The following is a 23,782-nucleotide window of genomic DNA, read 5'->3' as shown; positions in this document are numbered from 1 at the left end:
GGTGATACTTTCTTGTTTATTACACCATATTAAGGGATAGAAGGTTTTAACCACAATGAGCACAATGAAGACACAGAGGTCACTAAGAACTCTTTGCGGGCTTTGTGTAAATCTTTGTGAACTCCGTGGTTAGGTTTTACCATATAAGGCATATAAGATAAGGTTTAGGGTTTAGAGTTTGAAAGGAACTGAACTACAAACCATAACCAAAAACAGAGAGCCCCACATAACGTGAAGCCCTCTATTGTTTTAACTCTTAAATTATTCTCTGCGTCTTTTCGCCTCTGCGTTTAATTACCGCACTCCCACTACCCGCTCACTCTTCACCACATCGCCGGCAGTTACACGTACGATGAATATGGCACTGGTGCGTGGAAGCACTACCAACGTACGACTGCTTTGAGCCTTTGTTTCGCTTACTTTCTGACCTTCTATGGAGAACACCTCAATGTTGGCATCGCCCATTTGAAGCAATTGCGAATCGATGCTGACCAAAACTTTTCCGGCAACGCCGTTAATACGAATACCTGCGGCTGCATTTGGATCTTCCATCTCCGGTTCCAGATCAGTGGAGACCATGTAGAAGTGAAGCACAAATCGATCATCCCTCTCGCCCGGTTCGCTCACCGTGTAAACATACTCGCCTCCAGCAGTAACATGAATAAAAGCCCCAGTGTCGCGATCCTCCAGGTAAACAGAATGCATCCCATAGTAATAACTCATATCGAACGTGAGCGTTACATCTCCTGAAACCCGATTGCGAACAACCAACGGAATGGTTCTGGTAGGCTGATTCAGTTCAGGCAAACCATTGATGGCCATCTCTGTCTCCCCTACCCGGGTAAATATTTCAGGCACACGATCATCGCTGTTGCGATATTTTTCGGAGTCGCCCTCATCAATACCTTCCGATGCATGGCGAGTAAAATAGATCACTGCGCCATCACGAGAGAGTCCGTTATCGGCCGTGATGCGAATAACATCACCATAGGAACTTTCACTGCTTTTAAGGCGTGAATCGTCAACACCATGCGAGCGGGCAGAATTATTGATGGTAATGGTGCGATTGGCTCCCAACGGACGAACATAAACTGACTGCATAGGTGGAATCAGCCCCATCTCCTCCTCGTTGTAACTCTCGCCTGTAGGATAAAGTGCCACTCGGGCACCAGGAACTGCTGAACGGTTATATGTCACAAATGTCATCGCCTCTCCAATTAATGCCCTGTACCAAATGGTTGGCTCAAAATGCTCCCTATTCCAGCCCGTATTGATTTGCCAATTAATAAAACTGGGATATGGATTAGCCATAAGCTGGTAACGATTCTCCAAGAATGTTCGCTCAATTTCTCCGGTATTAAGAACCCCGGAGTAGGATAATTCCATAAAATTATCCTCATCGTTAGTTTTATGATAATACACAGCCACTCCTTCCATATCTCGCATAGCGGTTCCATGGTGTTGCGTGAAGGTTGAATACCAACGGTCGCGGTATACATTGACCAAGGTTCCTGAGCCTTGTGCTCCTGGACTGAAATTGCCAAAGGTGGCATTCTGGATGGAACTGCCCAAATAGAACCATTGCTCCTTAGGCACAGTCAGTTTGATATTGGCCAATCCGGTAACTGCTCCCTGGGTGATGATGGAGGCCATATTCCCTATGCCAGTTTCACTTTCGATAGTAAGTCCTCCGGGCTGCTCAACAACCAAATCACCATGAACCGTTAATTGCGCGCCTGGTTTTACGCGTAGAATGGCATCTTCCCTGACGACCAATCCACGGGCATTAGCCAAAGAAGAACCTTCAATAACGGGATCATTGTCACTTTCATCAACAACCACGTTAACCGAAGCATTGGGAATAATACCCTCATCCCAGTTACCTCCTACAAACCAATTATTGTCTATATTCCCAGTCCAAAAATAGGCCATTTCTTCTATGGTTCCCAAAATAAATCTTTGAACGGCTCCATCGTGGGCAATAGCAGGATTAGAAGTTACACTTCCCTCGTTTCTATCACCTGTAATGGCAACTCCTCCGGTAGCAGCTTCCCATGCAGAACCATTCCACCTAGCAACCCGTAAACCCTGTAAATCAAATGTTTTAGTCACCACCGGGTCGACAGGATTTATAGGCAATGTAACATTTGCCGTGCGTGCTCCAGGGCTTTGAATCAGGTAATGTTCAAGAGTACTTACCCGTTCAATTTCGCCGGCAAGCTCTTCATGTTCATAACCTGAGTCAATATACTCAACCGCCCAATAAGCAGTTCCTCCTGATCGATTGGTAATGGAAACTATTCGATTTTGTCCGTTTTTACCAACATTGAAAACAGCATGGGCGCTACCACCAACCATATTTCTACTCAAAACCCCTTCCACAAAACTATTGACTGAAAGCGGATTAACCAGTCCATCGGTTTTGCTCAAAACAAACTGATGTCCATCGGGCACAACTACATTTCCATTCACATTATGAAAATAGTTGGCCACTTCGGCACTGTTATCAAACTCAACACCGGCTGGGTTAGAGATTTCCAAATCGAAGAATCGCTGATTATTACCCGACAGTTGTCCGTAAACATATTGCCGTTGGGAACCATCAAAAATAAATCGTTGACCACTGAATTGATTTCGGAAATTCCCGGTTCCATTTTTGGTTAAGTTACCTTTAAGATATATATGCTCATTGGCATCAGTTTCAAGAACAGCTCCTGCATTTATTATTAAGTCACCATTAATAAAGGTATTCTTTATGGATGACCCTAAACCAAAATGTGATACTTTAAGCGTTCCTGAGTTGACCTCCAAATCTTCACAAATGGTAATGGTGGTATTTGGCAGCGTCTTAATTCCACTACCGCTAATAACCAATCCTCTCATGAGCGGATATCGGTCGCTGATGGTAAAATTGGCAGCCCCTCCGTACTCCATAACCCCTCCGTCGCAAGTGAAAAAATCTTCAAAACGGCCTGCCGGAAGCTGATTAGAATGCAATGAAAGCGTTCCTGATCCGGTAACAACACCCAGGTTATGACCGTAGGTTGTACCAATCTCAAGTTTACCATTCAGTTCTGTGGTATATACCCTGCGTGAATTTGAACTCATGGTAATGGTATGGGCAGGTTCTATGATGACACGATGTCCGAAAGGCCCATTGGCCGGCACGGAGCCACCTCCATCACGTTCCCAAACTCCAGGATCAGTCCATAGTCCCGTTGACACAGTTCTGAAAAGAGGCACCTCATCAGGGATGGCTAAATCGGCTCCGGCGGTGTAATCGCCGGATAAAGAGGAGACTCCGGAATAGGAGATGGTGATGGTTTTTTCCACATCATCTACCACATCTAAGAACTTGCTCCACTCAAATCCTTGTAAGCGTGCACCCAAATACTCTGACACATCACCACGAACATCTGAATCCACGTAAGTAAACAGCACCTCCCCGCTATATCCATCCAAACCTGAACTTGTTACAACCCAGTAATATTGAAGAACCTGATCGGGATCTTCGGCGGTGGGGTGATGTTGATTAATGGGTTTTACCATCATCTCACCCTGAGAACTGTTGGCGGTAGTTACAACCTCCACCGGTGTGTATTTTCCAACGGTTCCCATAGGGAACAGGAACGAGGAACTACCAACCGGTATCATTTTTTTCACACCACTGTTGTTACCAAAGGCGCCATCGGTGACAATCATGTTATCTGCCGAAAAGTCCACTGTAGAGACCACCTCTGCGTTTACACCCAAAGTGAGAGTGTGCCCCTTAATATTAAGAAGTCCGTTGGAAAGAATCAGATCATTAACAAGTGTAATGTCGTTTTCAATGGACGCTCCTGATAAATTGTTAATCTCAACAAGACCAAAAATTCCGGTTCCGGAAATTTTTTGAGCCATACCTCCCGTGAGTTTTAATCCTGAATTCAAATTGGAAGGATCGGAACTGACCCAAACAGCCTCGTTGGTCACATCCCCTGATATAACCACAGGATTGCCACCATCAATAAACTCACCGGAGATAAAGTTCATGTTTCCGGCAACACTCATTGAGGAGTTGGAAGCCAGAGACAGATTATTGGCCACATCAACCACCCAATGATTGATTTCAAGATCACCATGAATCGACTGTGAATCGCCATTAAAAATCACAGCATCATCTGAATGATAATTCCAGCCGCCCTGGAATAACAAATCACCGGCCAAATATAGATTCCTGTTATTGGAGTTAAACCTTGCCAATGAGTTTTCAAACTCAAAAGTGCCATTTACATACAACGGCAAGTTCATCAAATTTAAAGTCGCAGTTCTATTGTTATCCGGATTACCGGCAATGGTTAAATCAGAAAGCGGAATGGAACTGTTGATTCGATAGTTATGATGAGCATTTATCGACTCTTGCGAAAATCTGATTTCACCACCGGTAATGCTGCCGGTATTTGGCACCAGATAAAGATCCCCAAAAGAGGTTCCACCGCCGCGTCTGATAGATAGAAGCCCATCTGTCATAGTAAACTCACTTCCAGAGTTTACCACCTCCAGTTTGGCTCGGCCCTGGCTTGGGTTTCGACCATGAATAATAACCTCACCGCCGGTTTGACGATATTTAAGCACACCGTTAAAGGTGTTGGTGGCTCGTCTTATTTGACTTTGAACCTCCAAGCGGCCATTGTCGGCAATTTCCAATTCAGCCCCCGCACCTTGATATTGAATGAATATTCGATTGTTGTTGGCATCTGTTCCAAAAATGGCCTCTCCGTTGTTATCCACCCGAAGTTTCCCGCGTAAATCGACCCCGGTATTGTGTGTTGTAATATTAACACGCCCCTCACTAACAGTAAGAGAGGATGTTGAAGGTATTGCAAACATTCCTCCACCTGAGGTCAACTCCAAATCAATTCCGGGATGATTAAGCACCATTTTTCCATTTAACAAATTCAGAGCCTTAACGGCACTGTTGGTTGGTGCACCAAGCGTAAAGGCATGGTTGGCTGTAACAGTGGCATTGGGATTCTCGTCCTTATCTACGACCAAACGGAATAGATTCAGATCACTTCCTCCGTTTACATTTAGATAAGAATCATGCTCCCCTTTAAAAACAAGCTCGACATTGCTTCCACCTGTATTGTTGGTAAAAAGATCTATGCTACCGTCATTTTGCGTTAAGTTATTCAGTATCTCTAAGCGATGGACTACACCGCCCTCGGGAACATTCTGAACCCTTACAAAATTAGAAGATCCTGATTCAGTATCAACAATAATGAGATTATTGCTTAAGAAACGTCGCGAACTGCCTTCGCCCGGGAACAGCAGACGACCAAATTGGTTTCCACCAATTTGTGTATTCCCTAAAACATTAATATCGCCGGAACCTCCCTCATTCAAAAGAAGAGTTGCTCCCCGGTCTATGCGCAGAGTCCCTCTAACGGTAATATCATTAGAAATCACAGCAAAACGATTTCCAGAAATATCACCTGAGGCTTCGAAACGCAGATTTGGGTAATTACTTGAAATAGATGGAATAACAGATACGCCATCATCAATAACATCATAAATCACAAAACTTCCATCCTCACTCAAGAAATCGCCCCAATCAGCTGATATTTCAGGTATCTGATCTGATGCGACCCTAATTAAAACAGTTCCCTCTCCTGATACCCTATTAACGTTGACAGCTCTATCTTGAGGAATAATTAAACGAGCAGCCCATACACCTGCTGGTGCTGATGTAAAAATTAACTCACCAATATTGATATCTGTATCAGCCAAGACCCAATGAAAGTTCCCCCCGCCGCTTAAATTACAACCGCCGCCATTCCCAATATAAACAATATCTCCGGGTCCCGGAATCTCTCCGGCCGGAGCACCTGTGTGCGACTCAGTAGACCATGTGTTAACATTAGACCAATTTGCTCCCCATGAACCGCATAAACGACTATAAAACACCGGCACCAATCCATCAAACCTGTCGGGATGAGCGGCAGTAAAACTACCTTCACTTAAAGGCTGAGATGTAACAAATTCTATAGTTTTATCATCTGTATCTACACCATCATCAAGCTTAGTCCTTGTGGTTCCCAAAACCATTCCGGGAACAAAAACAAGATCATCATCCTCTTCCAATAAATCGTGAACGCTGTATGTAAAAAGAGCCGAAACAGATGGAACGTCGGTAAACTCCTGATGGCGTAACCTCCAGTAATATTGCAGAGCCGGCTCTTCACTCTCCTGATTTAACAGAGGCAGCTCCTGAGCAACTGGATTTATTTGTATCCAACCTGCATCTTCAAAATCGGAGACAGTAATTTCCGCCGGGGTATAACGCAATTCGCTTTCGGCATTTGCTCCAAATGGGAATAACAAGGATGTATTGTCGTTTACAAACAACCGAACTCCTTTGTCGGAAGATTGCCCTCCGGTAATAATCATTCTTTCGGTAGAGAAGTCCCCTTCGGGAATTATACCCCCTTGCACCGACAGACCATGACTGCCCAAATCGAAAATGCCGTTGGTCATTTTCAAAGTGCCATTTACCATTTGATCCGCCACAAATAGGTTTTGAGTTGAAACATCCTCGTCCAACTCCAAGTTTTCAAATATTCCGGAACCATCGCCTCCGATGACCCTTCCGGTGGAGTTGGTCAATAATATTTTTCCATCTCCATGGTGAACACCGGAGTTGTAAAGATTTCCATAAACACGAATGGTTTTTCCGTTGTCATTAAACGTACCCGATTCAATCTCTAAATCGCCACGTAACAAGATCTCATCAACAGCCGATGGAGTCACCATTGTTAAACCATCCTCTTGTTTATCAACAACCAAAGAATAAAGGTCTGACTCCAATGTTCCGTTAATAATAAATTGAGACTCGCCTTCACCATAAAATCGGGTCACGTTATCGTAAGCATTGTAAGAGGCCTCTTCATCGATAAGAAAATCGCCCGATATGCTAACCGAATAGTGATTAGACCCATGAGCTGCTCTAAATCTGGTAGGCCCTAACAACTGCAAATCCCCGTTGATGTTCAGATCGCTCATTAACCGCACCCAGCCCAATTCAGAGGAGTCATCACGACGAATGGTTAATCCCGGGAAAGTACTATTGGGCACCTGAAGATCGTAATTGGTATTCCTTAGCAGATGAATGGTAAAATCACCGCCCGACACATCTAAATTAGACGCATCAGACAATATCCGGATGGCACGTGATGTACCCCCTCCAGAAGTATTGAATATATCAATTGAACCTCCCGACATAATGAATATATCGGCAGTAGAGACCCAGTCCAAGGCAGCAGAACCACCAAGACGAGCACTGGTATGCACATAATTATAAGGAACGCTTCTTAAATCATCAATATCGTTGATGGTTCCGGATGTGTCAAATGTAAAACCACCCAGGATGTCAATGTGCCCGCCACTCATAGAGAATGTTCGTGGACCGGTACTGGAAGATCTAATCTGGCGAGTAGCGATATGCCCTCCATTAACAATTAATTCTCCACTGGCTGTATTAAAAATAATACCACCCGAGAAACGGGTTGACAAATAACCATCGTTCATAACTAAACGTCCACGGACATGTAGTTCCTGTGCTTGATTTTCGGCATGTACACCGATGGAATTAACACCCCACGCAGCCATCACCTCTTTGGGGTCATCAGCAGTTACAAGCACCGTAACATTAGCTCCGTCTAAAACCATTGCACCATTGCCCGGAATAACATAAGAAGAGTTATTGGTTCCGCCCATACCTTCGGTCAGCGAAACTATGGTTGTGTAACCGCTCATTCTCAAAGTTCCGTTGCGAATCCATAGAGACTTTCTCAATTCCGGATTGATGCCCGATGAAGCAGCATTGTATATATTTGCCCCAAACAAACGGAAATGATGTGGATGAGAAACATCCAAGTGCAACTCAGCAGATGGATCTGAGCCCTTATCAATTATGAGATTATAAAAATCGGTTGTTCCGTTACAAATAAGATCGCGGTTTTCTAACCCATAAAAACGGACTGTAGCAGCCCCCCGTGTGGTTAAGTTGGCAAAATCTATTTGAGTAATATCATCACTGATGAACTTAACCATTCCGTTATTAATCAAACTACCACCAATATTTACTTGATGATAAACATCGTAATAACGCGGAACCAATGATCCCGGAGTGGTCCCTGCCACGGGCAACAACCCGTTATGGGTTGATGCTGTACCTATGGTTATTGAACCATTGGCAAACACCTCAATGTTATTAACAACATCTAAAGAGATGGGCACATGAATATCGTCCGAGGCATCGTCTATATAAATTTGGAAGTTCCCTTGCTGTACTTGTAAAGTCCCATGAATGGAAAGGTCATTTACCAAAACTGCTCTGTGCGAAGCGTTTGGTAAATTTATGATCAGGTGGTTATACTCCTGCTGATCATTCAATTCAAAAACAGTCTCATTAACGTTGTACTCAATAACACCACCGCCCGGCTTAACCATTGAATTAAGTGCAGTAAGAGGCATTTGATTACTGGCCAGCCTAAGCAGTCCTTCGCCCTGGATAATGGATACCGGCTCTATAAATGCTTTATCGGTCATATCAAGCACCCCGCTCTCGTTAATGGTAATGATGAGTCCGCGAGTATCAATATCATCATCTAAAACAACTGTTTTGGTTGGGAGAATGACGATGTTATCGGAATTTTGAGGAACATCAGGATTCTCAAGACTCTGCCCCGAAGGATCTGTCGTCCAGGTATCCGGATCGCTCCAATCACCATCTTTATAAGAATATAAAGTACGTCGAATGGTTTCGGGGTCGTAGGCGGTAAAATCATTGTCTATAACCGAAGTCCCGGCGGGAAAAGTCATAACCGTTGTATTAACCAAAGCATCGTCCGGGTTTACAAACTCGGTTCCATCCCAGTAGTAGGCATTAAACTTAAGCGGATCTCCAATAACCTCAAGCGGATTTATGACAAACTCCATGTGAGCCGTAGGATTTACAATGGTTGACGATATTTGCCAATGCCGCAAGAGTGCATCATAAGTAAATGGAACACTCGGGTGACGCCCCTCGAGAGCACGCACGCCAAGTTCGCGAGTACCGGTACCCGAACCGGCCAATGAAACTATGGTAACCGGACTGTATTTCCCGATTGACCCAACCGGGTACAAACCGGTTAAATATGCGTACGGAGCAGACATAGAGCCACTCCGGCGAATCAACATACCCTCCCCATCGGTTACGACCATATTGCTGTTTGAGAAAGATCCTGTTATGGTTCCGGGATTATGAATGATTAGATTATTATCGCCTAAAGATACAGTTCCCGAAATAATCCGGAGTTCCCCACGTATTTGAGTTTCAAGTTCAAGCCACTTATTACTACCACCTGCAATTTCAACATTGCCATAAAAATCTCCGCTCGATGGAGAAAATATTTGTTGGTTAATACCCGAGGCGTAACGAACCGTGCTATTAGGAGCCGCAGTAAACCTGTTTACCTGGTTCACAACCCCATATAGCTCGAGAAGATGCTCATGTCCACCTTCGGACATATTAATGCGCCCTCCGGTACCAAACAGTTCGCCAAACAAAGTAAAAGTTTGAGCCTCGGTATCGTCAAAGACCAATGTTCCTGTGGTAATATTAAAAAAGCCATTCACGGTTACATCTCCCGTAATGGTTTTATTCCCTGCTCTAATAATGGATAAATTTTCATAAACAGGAACGTGGGAAAGATCTTGTGTAGTTCCATTATAAGAGACCAAACTGATGGGATCAAACTCAATATTTTCACGGATAAAACCGACAGGAAATGAAGGAGAAGGCGTTGTATTGGCTCCAATTCTCAACTCCGAAAGTTCTTCCATTATCAGCTTTCCGGTTGGGGTACCGGTAACCTGGTATCGCTCAGTATAGAATAAATTGTCTTCTCCAATAATCAAATCACCATTCACCGAAATATCACCCACCATGGTTCTTGTTCCTCCACCGCGTACTATTAGATGATGATAAACAGCATCTTTTATACTTTGGTCATTTTGCTCACGGGCATAAATCACGAAATTTCCAGATTCGGAGGAATCAAGCAAACCCGTAACCATGGGTGCATTATCGCCATGATACTCTAAAACCCCTTGGTTTATCCAAATAGAGGAGGCGTTGCCTCCGTTAAGACGGGCTGCAATAAAGACCCCCTCTTCATTGTCATTAACCGAAATGGTATTGGTTACTTCTACATCTTCATTAACAATAATATTCCCGTCATTGAAGTAGAGAGGGTTATCTCCAGACAATGTGGTATTGCCTGTAAAATAGACAATTCCGGAACCTTGCTTGGTAAAAACCCCATTGTTTACGACAGAGCCACTGATATTAATTACTGAATTTGATGTAGGATTAAAACTTCCGTTTTCATGAATGGTTAAAACACCATTAAAACTATTGGTCCCACTGTTATTGGTATCGACAAAAGAGCCATTGACAATGTTGGTGCTGTTGTTGACCACGATGCTTCCCCCACCCGCATTCAATAAGCCTTGGTTAATGGTAAAATCATCGGTTTCGAGAAGGTTCCCAAGAACCATTTGCCCCGATGCACCCCTGTTCAAGGTCACATCTTTAAAAAAGTTGGTTTCGCCAGGTATGGCATCATCAAAATGAAAGGTAGAGGTAAAACTACCACTTCCATTGATAACCAGTGATGAATTTTCGCTGCCCCTGATGCGACCGTTGCGCGTTCGGGTATGGTTTCCGTTTAAAGTCAGGGTGTATCCATTTACATCTAAATAGTTGGAGCCGGTATTCAAATTGAAAACAAGATTTCCATTAATGGCTAAATCCCGCCCCATAACAAGGTTGGTGCGGGTATTTGCTCCAACCTGAAAATTGGCAAGGGTAATTCCTCCTGTCCCACCCAAGTCCCATGTCACATCATGATCGCGAAATATAAAAGTGGCATTGGTTGCAGTAAAATCCCCGCCATTATTGGTGAAAGAATGGTCGCCTTCGGCACCGGAATAAAAATTAATATTGGATGACGTATTAAAGGTTTTTGCTGATGTATTAGATAGAAGCAAGCTGCGGAAAGTATAATTACCATTTCCTTGCAGAACTGTCCCCGAGCCGTTAAAAACAACATCGGCATAACGAGCATTGGCATTTCGCATATTTATGGTGGCTCCCGAATTAACGGTTAATGCACCATTTATTGTCAGCAAATGACTTTGTGCACCGGAACCGGAAATCAAAAATTGTCCGGAAACTCCTCCCCCAACAATCAAATTATTGACAGTGATGTTGAGAGAATCATCATTCATCAAATATACAAATGTCCGATTATTAATCCGCATGAGATTAGAAACCGAAAACTCCTTACTAATAAATCGATTGCGACTGCTGGCAGTTTCTGAAAAGATAAGATTATAAAAAGTAACCGACCCTGTGCCATCGCCCTCTATAAAGGCATTCCCCTCTCTGGTAAAGAAAACATTACCGGAAGTAGCATTAAAAGCCACATCGTTATCACTATTTACAATAAAATCTTGTTGGACAGTAATATTATTTGCCAATGTAACAGTACCTGCTTTTGCTACCAAAGTCCAGAAATCGTGTTGGCCGCTACCGGCAATGGCAATGGTTTCGTCGGGTTTATTAAAAATGGTTGAATTTGCCGTTTGAAAATACCTCCCATCATTTAAGTAGCTGTTGGTTATGGTGAGGTTAGAGGATGATTGCAACTCTCCGGAGCTGATGCTAAAATCGGCAACAGTTAAAGGGGTTGCAATGTTGTAAAACAGTGCATCATTGGTAACATTGTGATTAAGTTGAGCCAAAATCTGATAATCAGGTTGGAAAGCAATGTTTGGAGCTGTCCCTGTCAGCTCATTTCCGTTACCGATGTTTAGAACCGAGGTTGAAGACCCTCTAAATTGTCCGGCATCTTGGCGGTAAAATCCACCATGTACATTTAAAGTGTATCCATTCAAATCAAAATACCCGGTAGCAACCGTGTGCCTTAGGTGAAGCAAGCCATTAACGGTAACATCTCTGTTAAGGGTAAGCACCACCGGATTTGTTCCGCTGGTAGTCCCAACTCTTAAATCGTTAAAAGTGACATCACCTGAACCCTCTATGCTGAATTCCGATTGATCATAGAAACGGAAGGCTCCGTCAGTTGCAGTAAATGCACCACCATTGTTGGTAAAAACGTTATCACCAATACTGCCTCCAAAGAAATCTATATCTCCGTTATAAGAGATCGTTTTAGCCTCTTCGTTGGTAAAAGTGAGATTGCGAAGATGAAAAACAGAACCCGATCCACGAATCAGATCTCCCGCGCCGGTCATTACTAAATCACAATAGCGGGTGTTGTTTCCATAACGCAAACGCACCTCGCCTCCATTGGTCTCTAAATATCCGTGTATGGTTAGGGAGTGTATGACATCATTAGTGTCCTGAGTTCTCAGCCAGGTATTTGAAGTTTCCAATATTACATTTCCATGAACCACAAAATCTTTTTGTCCCAACCCCAAATTTGTAATACTTCTGTTTCCTATAAACCAATCGCCCGCTATATTAATTGAAATTGTTGCATCTTCAAAATTTTTACTTCGGTTAGAGTCAAAGCCATTGGTTCCTAAAAAGAGATGATGGTAATCGGTGGCTTTTAATGTTTGATTGGTATTCCCATTATACCAAACCGTATTATTGTCAGCTGTTGCATCTAAAACACCGGTTGCCATAGGCATTGTGCCGCTGTGGTATTCTAAGGTACTGTTTTCATCGTTGATCCATGTTGCATCTGCGTTAAGCCCGGTTAAAACGCCCATAATCCGCGTGTGACGGTGATTGGTAAGAGTCACATCATTGGCAATGCGAACATTATTGGCAAAACTCAACAGACCGGCACCTGTACCGGATATGCTTTGATCATTTTCACTAAAGGTAGCTCTACCTAACAACATATTCTCTGAGGAGTTATGAAAGATCCCATTTTGAAATAGCATTCGGTCATCAGATGTTACTGCGGTTGAAGTAAAAGATCCACTGCCGGTTAAAGTGACAGAGCCTGTAAATGTATTAATAGCATCATTGTGATTGTCAAGAAACGAACCCGATATTGTAGTTGCCCCGGTAACCGTTAGATTGCGCCTGGAGACCTGAAAAGATCCTGATACATTAAGATCCCCTCCTATGGTTATGGCCCCGCCATTAGTCCCGTTCCAGAAGAGTTCTCCCGGGCATTCCAGGTTATTACTAACATTTAAAGCCACATTGCCCGACCCAACTAATCTGCCCTCCACGCTTAAAGCAGATATTATTACGGCAACATTATGTGTTATCTCTGTACCTAATGCAATTTCGACATGTTCAGTTGCTCCATTACCTGGATGATAGGTTGCTGCCTCCCAGTCGGTTCCGTTAAAGCGCTCCCAATTAGCTAAAACTGTCCAGTTACCGTTGGCAACAGAACGAAAATCATGCTCAGATTGAGCACTGCTTAATTGAATATTATATGTAAAGATAAATAATAAAGCAACAAGGTAAAGATTGACTTTCATAACAGGCAATATTAGTTAAACCTAAATAGGTAACTTTTTTACGGTATTTTGGGGTGTTTGGTTGTATAATTTAGTTTTTTTAACCAGTATAATCTGCGCTTTTGCGTCTCTGCGTTTAATTGCAAAGGCACATAAGGTTTTAAGCACAATGGACACAGAGAAGACACAGAGGTCACAATAAAGTCTTTGCGAACTATGTGGTTAGAATTTACCATATAAGTTTGATGTTCGAAGTTTGAAGTTTAATGTTTGAAACCTAAAACCTTGAACCTTGAACAAAAACAGAGAGCCCCACATAACGTGAAGCCCTCTATTGTTTTAACTCTTATATCATTCTTAGCGTTTAACTACCGCACTCCCACTACCCGCTCACTCTTTACCACATCACCGGCGGTTACTCGTACGATGAATATGGCACTGGTGCGTGGAAGCACAACCAGAGTACGACTGCTTTGCGCCTTTGTTTCGCTTACTTTCTGACCTTCTATGGAGAACACCTCAATGTTGGCATCGCTCATTTGAAGCAATTGCGAATCGATGCTCACCAAGGCTTTTCCGGCAACACCGTTAATACGAATACCTGCGGCTGCACTTGGATCTTCCATCTCTGGTTCCAGATCGGTGGAGACCATGTAGAAGTGAAGCACGAACCGATCATCCCTCTCACCTGGTTCACTAACCGTGTAAACATACTCGCCTCCGGCAGTAACATGAATAAAAGCCCCAGTGTCGCGATCCTCCAGATAAACAGAATGCATTCCATAGTAATAACTCATATCGAACATGAGCGTTACATCTCCTGACACCCGGTTACGAACAATCAGCGGGATGGTACGAACAGACACATGCAACTCAGGTAAACCATTGATGGCCAAATCAACCCCATTTACTCGCGTAAATATTTCAGGCACACGATCATCGCTGTTACGATATTTTTCAGAGTCGCCCTCATCTATATTTTCAGTTGCATTGCGAGTAAAATAGATCACTGCACCATCGCGAGAGAGTCCGTTATCGGCAGTGATACGAATAACATCCCCATAGGAACTTTCACTGCTTTTAAGGCGTGAATCGAAAACACCATGGGAACGAGCAGCATTATCTATGGTAATGGTGCGATTGGCTCCCAACGGACGAACATACACAGACTGCATAGGCGGGATCAGACCCATCTCCTCCTCGTTGTAACTCTCGCCGGTAGGATAAAGTGCCACACGAGCACCGGGCACTGCTGCACGGTTATAGGTCACAAATGTCATTGCCTCTCCAATCAATGCCCTGTACCAAATGGTTGGCTCAAAATGCTCCCGATTCCAACCCGTATTGTTTTGCCAATTAATAAAACTGGGGTATGGATTAGCCATAAGCTGGTAGCGATTCTCCAAGAATGTTCGCTCAATTTCTCCGGTATTAAGAACCCCGGAGTAGGATAATTCCATAAAGTTATCCTCCTCGTTGGTTTTATGATAATACACAGCCACTCCTTCCATATCTCGCATTGCGGTTCCATGGTGTTGCGTGAAGGTTGAATACCAACGGTCGCGGTATACATTGACCAAGGTTCCTGAGCCTTGTGCTCCTGGACTGAAATTGCCAAAGGTGGCATTCTGGATGGAACTGCCCAAATAAAACCATTGTTCTTTAGGAATTGTCAGTTTAATATTAGTTAATCCGGTAACCTCTCCCTGGGTGATGATTGAGGCCATATTGCCTATTCCGGTTTCACTTTCTATGATAAGTCCGCCGGCACTCTCAACATCCAGATTCCCATTAACCGTCAGCTTTCCTCCGGGTAAAAGCGTTAGTTGCCCTCCTTCTGAAATGGTCAGATTGTTAACCTGAGCAACCGAAGTTCCCGAAATGGTTGGGAATGGTGTAGCTGTTCCAATGGTTATATCCGAACTTCCTGAAGGAATTGAACCACCTGCCCAGTTTGCAGCATTGAACCAGTTATTATTGCCTCCTGAACCAGTCCAGCTATAGGTTGGAATCGTTATGGCTCCAAAAGCAACGTAATTACCTGCAGCATTGGCGTTAAAACTCATGAGAGATGAAGTTCGGGCGCTGCCGGCTGATTGAGTCCCGGTAACATTGGTTAGAATCACCTCGTGCCATTTATCAGTGAGCCATTGAACGCCCCGTAATCCCGTTTCGGCAGGGTTAACCCCACTGGAAGCATCCCAACGCATTGTAACATGAGCTGTTGCCGAGGCAGGCGCTTCAATATTCCAATATTCATTTGAACTGACAAACTGCACGGGATCTTCTTTGCTGGATGTAGGCAAACCAGCACCATTGGGCGAACTGTTAAAGTATTGAACACGCCACATACCGGATGTATTCACATCGGAAAGAACCAAACGACCATACCTGCTGCCATTACCCACCGGGAAATCGAATGATGAACCGCTGTTAATCCTCTTGTATAAAGCGCCATCGATAAACCTTTGAGAAGAAGCTCCAACTATAGCAGCTGATGAGGCATTTAAAACACTAAAAGATACGCCATTTTCAACTACAAGCCGTCCGGCAGAAAGCGTTAGAATCTGATCAACATCAGCATCGGTTCTGAATAAGACGTTACTATTATTACTAATTTCCAGACGATGGAACTTACTCGCCAATGTGAATGAATTACTGCCTTCTACCAACTGTTGAGAAGTACCGTTGAACACCACCCTGGAATTTGCACCGAAACCGGCATCAAAACTTCCTGAATTAAATAACACATTTCCTCTAACCGAAAGAGTTCTGTTGTGTTCATTTCTTAATGATACACCGTCAATGGTTAAATCTCCCAAGAGCTGTAAATTCAGGTTTGGCAATCTTCTTTGTCCAGCACCTGAAAAAATCAGATTATTAACTACGGTAATATCACTTAAAACATCATAATTATCGCTACCGGTAAACTCAAGGGTACCACCTGTGGATGAAAAGAATTCATCATAAACACCTGCGGGCAAATCCCCTCTTTCAATACTCAAAACACCATTCCCGGATACTTCTCCCAACCTGTGACCAAAAGTTGTACCTATATTTAGTTTTCCGTTGTTGTTAATGGTAGTACGGTAAGATGAGATAAAATTACCCGGCACATTTACTTCATGTGCGACTATTACCATGGACCCTCTTGGCCCTCCGCCGGGAACAATGCCTCCAGACTCAGGGTAGGTATCCCATGTTGAGGATTGATTCCAATCACCTGCCTTGGTAGAAATATAAGTCGGCACCTGATCCGGGATGGCAGCATTTAGCCCGGCTGTATAATCACCGCTGATGCCATCGTCATTAGCACCAGAAAACGAAAACACCAATTCATTACCTGGGACATTGATGGCTTCATCGCCGGGAAACTTATTCCAGTCTCCTGAACCATCAGAAAGAAGTCTGGCTGCCCAATAGTTATCAATATTGGCTATTGTTGGCTTAACATCAACCGGATAATAACGCATACGCGCCGTTCCAGTGAAATCTAACAAACCGTCAGCTCGTAAAACCCAGTGATAATGTAACACATTATCGGGATCGGTAACACTTGGGTGATGCTCTCCGGCAGGTTTAACCAACAGACTTCCATTGGATGATGTAGTGGATGTTGCATCAATGGTTACCGGGGTATATTTCCCTGATGAACCCATCGGGAAAATATATGTTCCTGATCCTGATGGCAAATATTTCAATACACCATTATCGGTAAATGAAATATTGGTCTGAATCATGTTGTTTACTGAGAATGGCTCTCCAGCCTCTACCTCAGCATCAACTCCTAATACCAAGAGATTACGTCCAATATTAAAGACACCCCTTTCCAATCGTAAACGATTGGAAATTGAAAGCTGATTTCCAATGGGAACATCAACTCCCGAAGGATTATTGATTGTGAGCATCCCAAACACACCTGAACCGGTAAGCCTTTGTGTTTCCAGTCCACTCATAACAATACCCTTGGATGAACCTGAATGAATATAAACGCCATCGAAAAACAGGTCGCCTTTAACTTCAATTTCATTGTTATTGCCAATTAAATTGCCTGAACTAAAATTGAAAATATTATTGATTATAATATCTGTGCTGTTTTCAGATAATATTAAATCAGACGATCCCTGCTTCTGAAGATTAAAGAATTGCGCATTACCTGTTATATGCTGGTCTTTAGCACCTGTAAAAACGGTGGTATTTTGCGACGGAATATATTCGCCAAAGCCATCAAAATCACCCAAGAGGGTTACAGTGCGACCATTGGCTCTTAACGTTGACCCGGCGTCAATAATCAGATTGTCTAACGAAACATCTACCGTATTGATATTCAACACAGGGTTGTTTTCCGATTGATTATCAATGTGCAGATCCTGCAATTCAACGGTTGAATAGATTCCGAAGGTTTGCGACTCATCAGTTTCAGCATCACCAAAAGCAATTGTTGACCCAACTCCAATGTTGGCCTGCGATTCGTCAATATTAAACAGTAATGAAGGAGCTGTAGCATTTGGAATAGCGTTTACGATACTCATGCGGGCACCTGCTGCCTGATAGAACGTTGATCCGGGCGAAACCATTTCAAACACGCCTCTGTTTGCAGCACCTCCCAAATGGGCATTAGTTCCAATTTTAACGGTAGAGTTGACCTGATTTTGCCTAAATGTCAACACACCTTCCTCTGCAAGCTCAGACCTTCTGATTTGTGAACCCACAAGTAGAGTAGCCTGATGCAGGTTAATCTCGGAATTACCGGAAGAGGTATATTCGATGTAATTATTAATCCCCTCGTTTATAAACAGATTGGTATTAAAACCTGCGGTAAGAGTACCATCCAGCCATATCCCTGTATTATCACCGGACACCCTTGCCGTAGCTCCGGAGCCAAGATACAAACCTGTACCTGATGGAATTCTGAAATCGGCACCTCCGGATGATAACATCACATCAATTCCGCTGTTCCATAGCCTCAATGATCCACCACGCAAATCGATGGCCTTATGATCACCATCTGTTGGTCCTCCAAGCGTAAATGCATCGCGGAAAGTGAAGTTACGATTGGATTGCTTATCCATAATAATTCGGTAGAATGAAGCAGCTGTTCCTCCTGTTCTGGTATATTCTCCATTATTATCACCTGTCAGCCTTAAAACGACGTTGTTCCCTCCTGTATTGTTGGTGAATAGATTGATTGAACTATTATTTCCCTGAATGAGATCACCTCCTAAATTAAGAACATGGACAAGATTTGAAGGAGTCGTATTTAAAACTCTGATTTGGTCATTATTACTATCATCCATAATTATATCACCATGGACAGTTAACGTACGTTCATAGCCTGTACTTGGGAACTCTAATATATCAGCTCTATCGTTTATAGTGAAATCAATATTTCCGTAAACCTCCATATCCCCAAACTCGTTGCCGCTAAGACGTAATGTAGCGCCTTGCCTTATGGTCAAATCCCGTTTAATCAAAACATCTTCATTAAAGATTAAAACCCGGTTAGTTCCATTTTGCCCTTTAACATGAACATTTGGATAAACACTTGGGAAGTTAGAAGGCAAATAAACAGCTGAATTATTGGAAGTGTATAAGTCGTAATCGAATCGGGAGTTTAAGTTATTAGCAAAATCATTAAAATCTCCGCTTATATTTGCTGTTATTGTATTAGAAACATCCGGATTCGCATTACAGCTGGTACAACCTATTCTGACATTAAAAGTACCCTCACCTTTAACAACTGCAAAATTGACATTCAAAGCTGCGCTGTTATTTATTATAATTTGCGGTAAAAATGATGAACTGCGCGGAACAGAGACTCCATTTGCATTAAGCACCTCATTTGCAAACACCAACATTGCGACATCAACATCCTGGTCAACAAAGAACCAATGTGAGCGCTGAGCATTATCCACTGTTGCAGTTGGATTGGCTAATCCAAACCCAATAATGGCAATATCTCCTTGTTGTGGATAAGTTCCCGTATTAGTTGTGGAATAATGTCCAACCGTTGACCATCTGGATGCATCGTGCCATTTATCTCTTTCACCAAAATTAGTACTATTATTCGCATTCATTAATGTTGAATAGTAAATGGTTGGGTTTTTAAACGTACTGTTATTTCCTATGGTATATTCCCCTTCGAGTTCAACACTATAAGGGAAGTTGATTCTATTTCTGTTTTGCACTATATTGTTAAGAGAGCTCCACGTATAATCCTCGTAATTCAGCCATGCACCTCTGTTTGCAGAGGGAGATGCATTTACAGGTGAAAAAAAAGTATATTTAAGATTCTCTTTAACAAGAGTTGAGAAATCATCTGTTGTAACGATCCAGTAATATGGCACTGTGTGATTTGAATTACCGGCTTCAAGAGTAGGATGATAAGCGTTTATGGGTTTTGCAGTAATTGAACCATCATCGCTGATTGTTGTTGATTGAGTGACTATTAAAGGTGAATAACCTGTTTCAGTACCAATGGGGAATAAATACTCCGTATCAGCAGATCCTTGCGACAAATCAATAAACCTTGTAAGACCTCCATTACCAGGACTTCCCGCCGTCTTAAACATCCGTGTCTGGCTAAACCCGTCAGCCGGGATGGTTGCCGGAGAACCTTCAACCCTAAGATTGTAGGTATCCAGGTTCATTACACCTTGTCGTAAATAAATATCAGAAACGGAAATATTGCTTAGCAATTTGGCACCGTGGCTGTTATCCAGCTCAATATTACCAAAACTTTGCTGTTGGGTAAGAGCACCTTTTAACGTTTGCTCTGAATCAGAACCATTGAGCACAATGCGCCCAGAATTGGTTGCATTGGCAAGAATACGCCCGTCAACTATTTCAATATTTCCACGGTGTGAAACTTTATACCTGAATGTGTTGAATTCCCCTCGGGTAATCTTCAGATTACCCTGAATTTCTATTGCCGTATTATTTGCTTCTTCCGGATCGGTAGTTCTACCGGTACTGCCCAAAGATACCGACCTGAATACAGAAGGGTTCCATGCCTGATCTTTCATAATATTGACATGATTAAACACCAATGGTGCCGGAACAGAATTATTTCTTGCGAGGATATTCCCCGACTGAGTCCCATAAAAATGAGTGGTATTATCTCTTGCGTTGTACTGACCTCCGTTACGCAGGTCGAAATGTCGGCCAATGTATAAATCAAAAACATCACTTCCACTTTGAGCATCTAACAAGGAATTGGCATTGATTATTAAATCACGTCCAACCTTTAAATCATCTTTTAATAAAACAGTAGCAGTACCTGAAGTATTATACCTGCGAACCTCAAGATTCCATAAATTAGCATTAGAAGAAATCTCAAAAGTTCGATTGTTTGGAACATCGACAATGATGGTTCCTCCCGTAACATTAAAGTTGCCTTCGGTACTAGGGATGTATAATCCATTTACATCTCCTCCACCTGTATCATTTAAAATAATCTGCCCACCAGACATGTTAAACACCGAGGTTTCACTATCGAAACCAAATATGGCATAGCTTGAAGATTTCTCAGCTGGCTCTGTGATATTTCCACGAACCCTAAATAAACCACCTGTCTGCGTAAATGATGTCTTACCCCCACCAACTGCTCCACTTCTGAATTGGGCAACATCAATTTCTCCTCCATCAATGCGCACTTGGGCATAGGCCTCTGCCCAGAAAATAAATCCTGCACTGTTACGTGTTCCAAAAAAACCATCAGAGATCCTAAAAGCACCATAAACAGACATAGCCTGATTACTACCGCCTGTAGTAACACCTGCCGCAGTTGATTCAAAGCCGGGGATTTGATCCTGATTAGAGGCTGTTGAATAAACTGCAACCCCGGCACCGGCAATCCATAATGCTCCATTTTGCCCAATGGCATAATCGCCGTTGCCACCAGAAGCATTACCCTCAGTAAGTGTAGGGATATGTATTTCACCAGTCAGTTTAAGAGTTCCGGACCTAATCCATAATGCTTTCCGAACTTCCGGATTGGCAGCAGAAAAAGGACTGGAAGTTACACGGCCTGCATTGTTGGGGCCATATAAAGTAAAAAAGTCATTACTATCGCTATATACTTCTAAAGTATAAGTACGGTCGTTCCCTTTCTCCAAAATGAGGTTATACAAATCAGTAGTACCATAAAGTTCCATGGAGTTGTTTGTTTCTCCATAGAAACGCAATGTAACGGCTCCATTTGAAGCAAACTGATTGTAAACCGGAGCGGTAAGATTGGTAAATCTTACACTACCTCTGTTTATAAAATCACCTCCAACTCTGAATTGATGGTAAATACTATGATACTGACCAATTGGAGGCATTGTGCCTCCAATGGAATATGAACCTATGGTATTTCCGGATCCGGTTGAAATATTTCCCTGATTCTCTACATATACATTACCCTTTACATCAATATTAAGAATTGAAGTTGAGCTGTTATCATTAATTCGAATACCACCTCTGTCAATTTTAAGATAACCTTCAACAGTCAGGTTATTCAGAATTGTGAGGGTCTCCGATGGATTTGACAATTCCACCTGAACATCATAAAATGTTCGGGCATTGGTAATACTATAACTGCCTCCATAAAACTGAACCGTACCTTCACCTCTTCCTTTTCCGGTAAAATGAGATGCGTCTCCATCCGGAAAATTATCGGCAGCCATAAGAATACGCCCGGTACCTCTTATTTCTCCAAAAGTGTGTCCCTGAGTTGTTCCCATGTCTAACCGCCCCTCAACAACGAGGCGACTACCAATCAGATCATCCTGATTTACAACTACTGTTCGCCCATTGCGAACCACCACATTGTCACTGGCCTGTTGTGGATAGCTATTAGTAGGATTATTGGGCAACATTCCGGCCGGATCGAGCGTCCAGATTTGTGGGTCGGTCCACTCTCCGCTCACAAGCGTGTACCACGTAACTCCATCTTTTCCAATTACAGGGCTTGCAAACTGATCCGTAGTTCCTAATGTGTAATATCCATCCTGAAGAGAAGCATCAGGCACATCAAACTTAACCTGGGTATTGCTTCCAAAAGAAGCATTAACCCCCGGCACAACAGCATAACTGCCTGAGGCAGTTGAACGATATAAAAGCACATAATTCTCAATATCTGAAGGATAGTTTCCATTTAAAATCCCTTCAGACAAGTCAAATATTACAGAAGCATTAAAACTTCCTGTTTTCTGAAGATATATATCCTGTTTCCAACGCTCTTCTACTCCCGAAGGCAAATCGGTAAAAACAGGTGCATCATTTACCTCATCATTAACAGAAATAAAAAGATAATCGCCATTGTTAAAGCCACCGTTTTCACGGATGTAAAAACCATTCACAGAGGCTTCGGTGTGAAAACCATCGGATTCCCTACCTATTCCGGCCATATTTTCACGATAACCGGCTGGTGGCGTAAAAAGGTTGTTGTTGATGGTAATATCATACTTTAAAGAGAGATATTGTGAAATAATCTGCATTTGAGCTGTATTCAAAGCAGATCGATAAATTATAAACTCAGCGACATCAACATCATGGTATCCTGTATTATATCGACCTAACGCTGCTCCATTCCATGTAGTGAGCTGATTTGCAACATTTCTGGCTCCCAGAAAACTGTTATTTTGAAAGTTTTTACGGTGTGCAGTTGAGAGTGATGAGTTTAATGAGGTGGCAAAAATTCCATAAGTATTGACAGCCCGGCCTCCTGAGTGGGGCTGAGCCGCTGCCACCATGTTTGTCTGGAGGTCGTTTCCCCAGTGGTGTGAACGTATCTGAGTATCGTTGAACCAATATACGTGTAGGTTGGTATTTGCTCCACTACCGGTTCCCCCAAATAGTGCTTTAAAAGTACTATTGCTTCTGCGTTTTCCAACAAACAGCACCGTATAATCGCTGTTGGCTATAACATTTCCATCAAATGGCAGAAAATCATCTGAGCCATCAAAAAATATAGCAGGTCTATTGTTTAGCTGATTTACACGAAATTGTGGCCGAGAAGTTTCTACAGACTGTTCGGCATGATTACTATTTCCTGATATATCAGGCCAAACTTCCAGAAATTCGTTATGACTAAGGTTCAAACTACTTGCATCATACCAAATGATGTTTTGCGGCTGCCCATTTTCGCCCGATGCATTTCCAACACCAGCAGGACCGGTTTGCGCAAACATTCCGGATACAACTAAAACAAGCACCAACGCTAAGAAAGAGTATCTTTTGTATAAATTTTTCATGGTGC

Annotated in this window: 2 protein-coding genes; both read right to left on the bottom strand. The window is 42.9% G+C overall.

Annotated features, from left to right (window positions below):
- Positions 1 to 294 precede the first annotated feature (294 nt).
- The gene (locus EV194_RS11205; RefSeq protein WP_132434134.1) at positions 295 to 13,560 is read right to left on the bottom strand and encodes a beta strand repeat-containing protein; all 13,266 of its coding nucleotides are present in this window, start codon (positions 13,558 to 13,560) and stop codon (positions 295 to 297) included.
- Between the two features lie 347 nt (positions 13,561 to 13,907).
- Positions 13,908 to 23,777 (bottom strand): hypothetical protein, encoded by a 9,870-nt coding sequence (locus tag EV194_RS11200; protein ID WP_132434133.1) that lies wholly within the window; start codon positions 23,775 to 23,777, stop codon positions 13,908 to 13,910.
- Positions 23,778 to 23,782 lie beyond the last annotated feature (5 nt).

The organism is Natronoflexus pectinivorans (genome assembly GCF_004345615.1).
GTDB classification, from domain to species: domain Bacteria; phylum Bacteroidota; class Bacteroidia; order Bacteroidales; family Marinilabiliaceae; genus Natronoflexus; species Natronoflexus pectinivorans.
The sequence above is the reverse complement of the archived record's forward strand: the minus strand, read 5'-3'. Positions and strand labels throughout refer to the sequence as shown.

Excerpts from the sequence above, each read along its gene's own strand:
- EV194_RS11200 (WP_132434133.1), bottom strand. The coding sequence starts at position 23,777 with ATGAAAAATTTATACAAAAGATACTCTTTCTTAGCGTTGGTGCTTGTT.
- EV194_RS11205 (WP_132434134.1), bottom strand. The coding sequence starts at position 13,560 with ATGAAAGTCAATCTTTACCTTGTTGCTTTATTATTTATCTTTACATAT.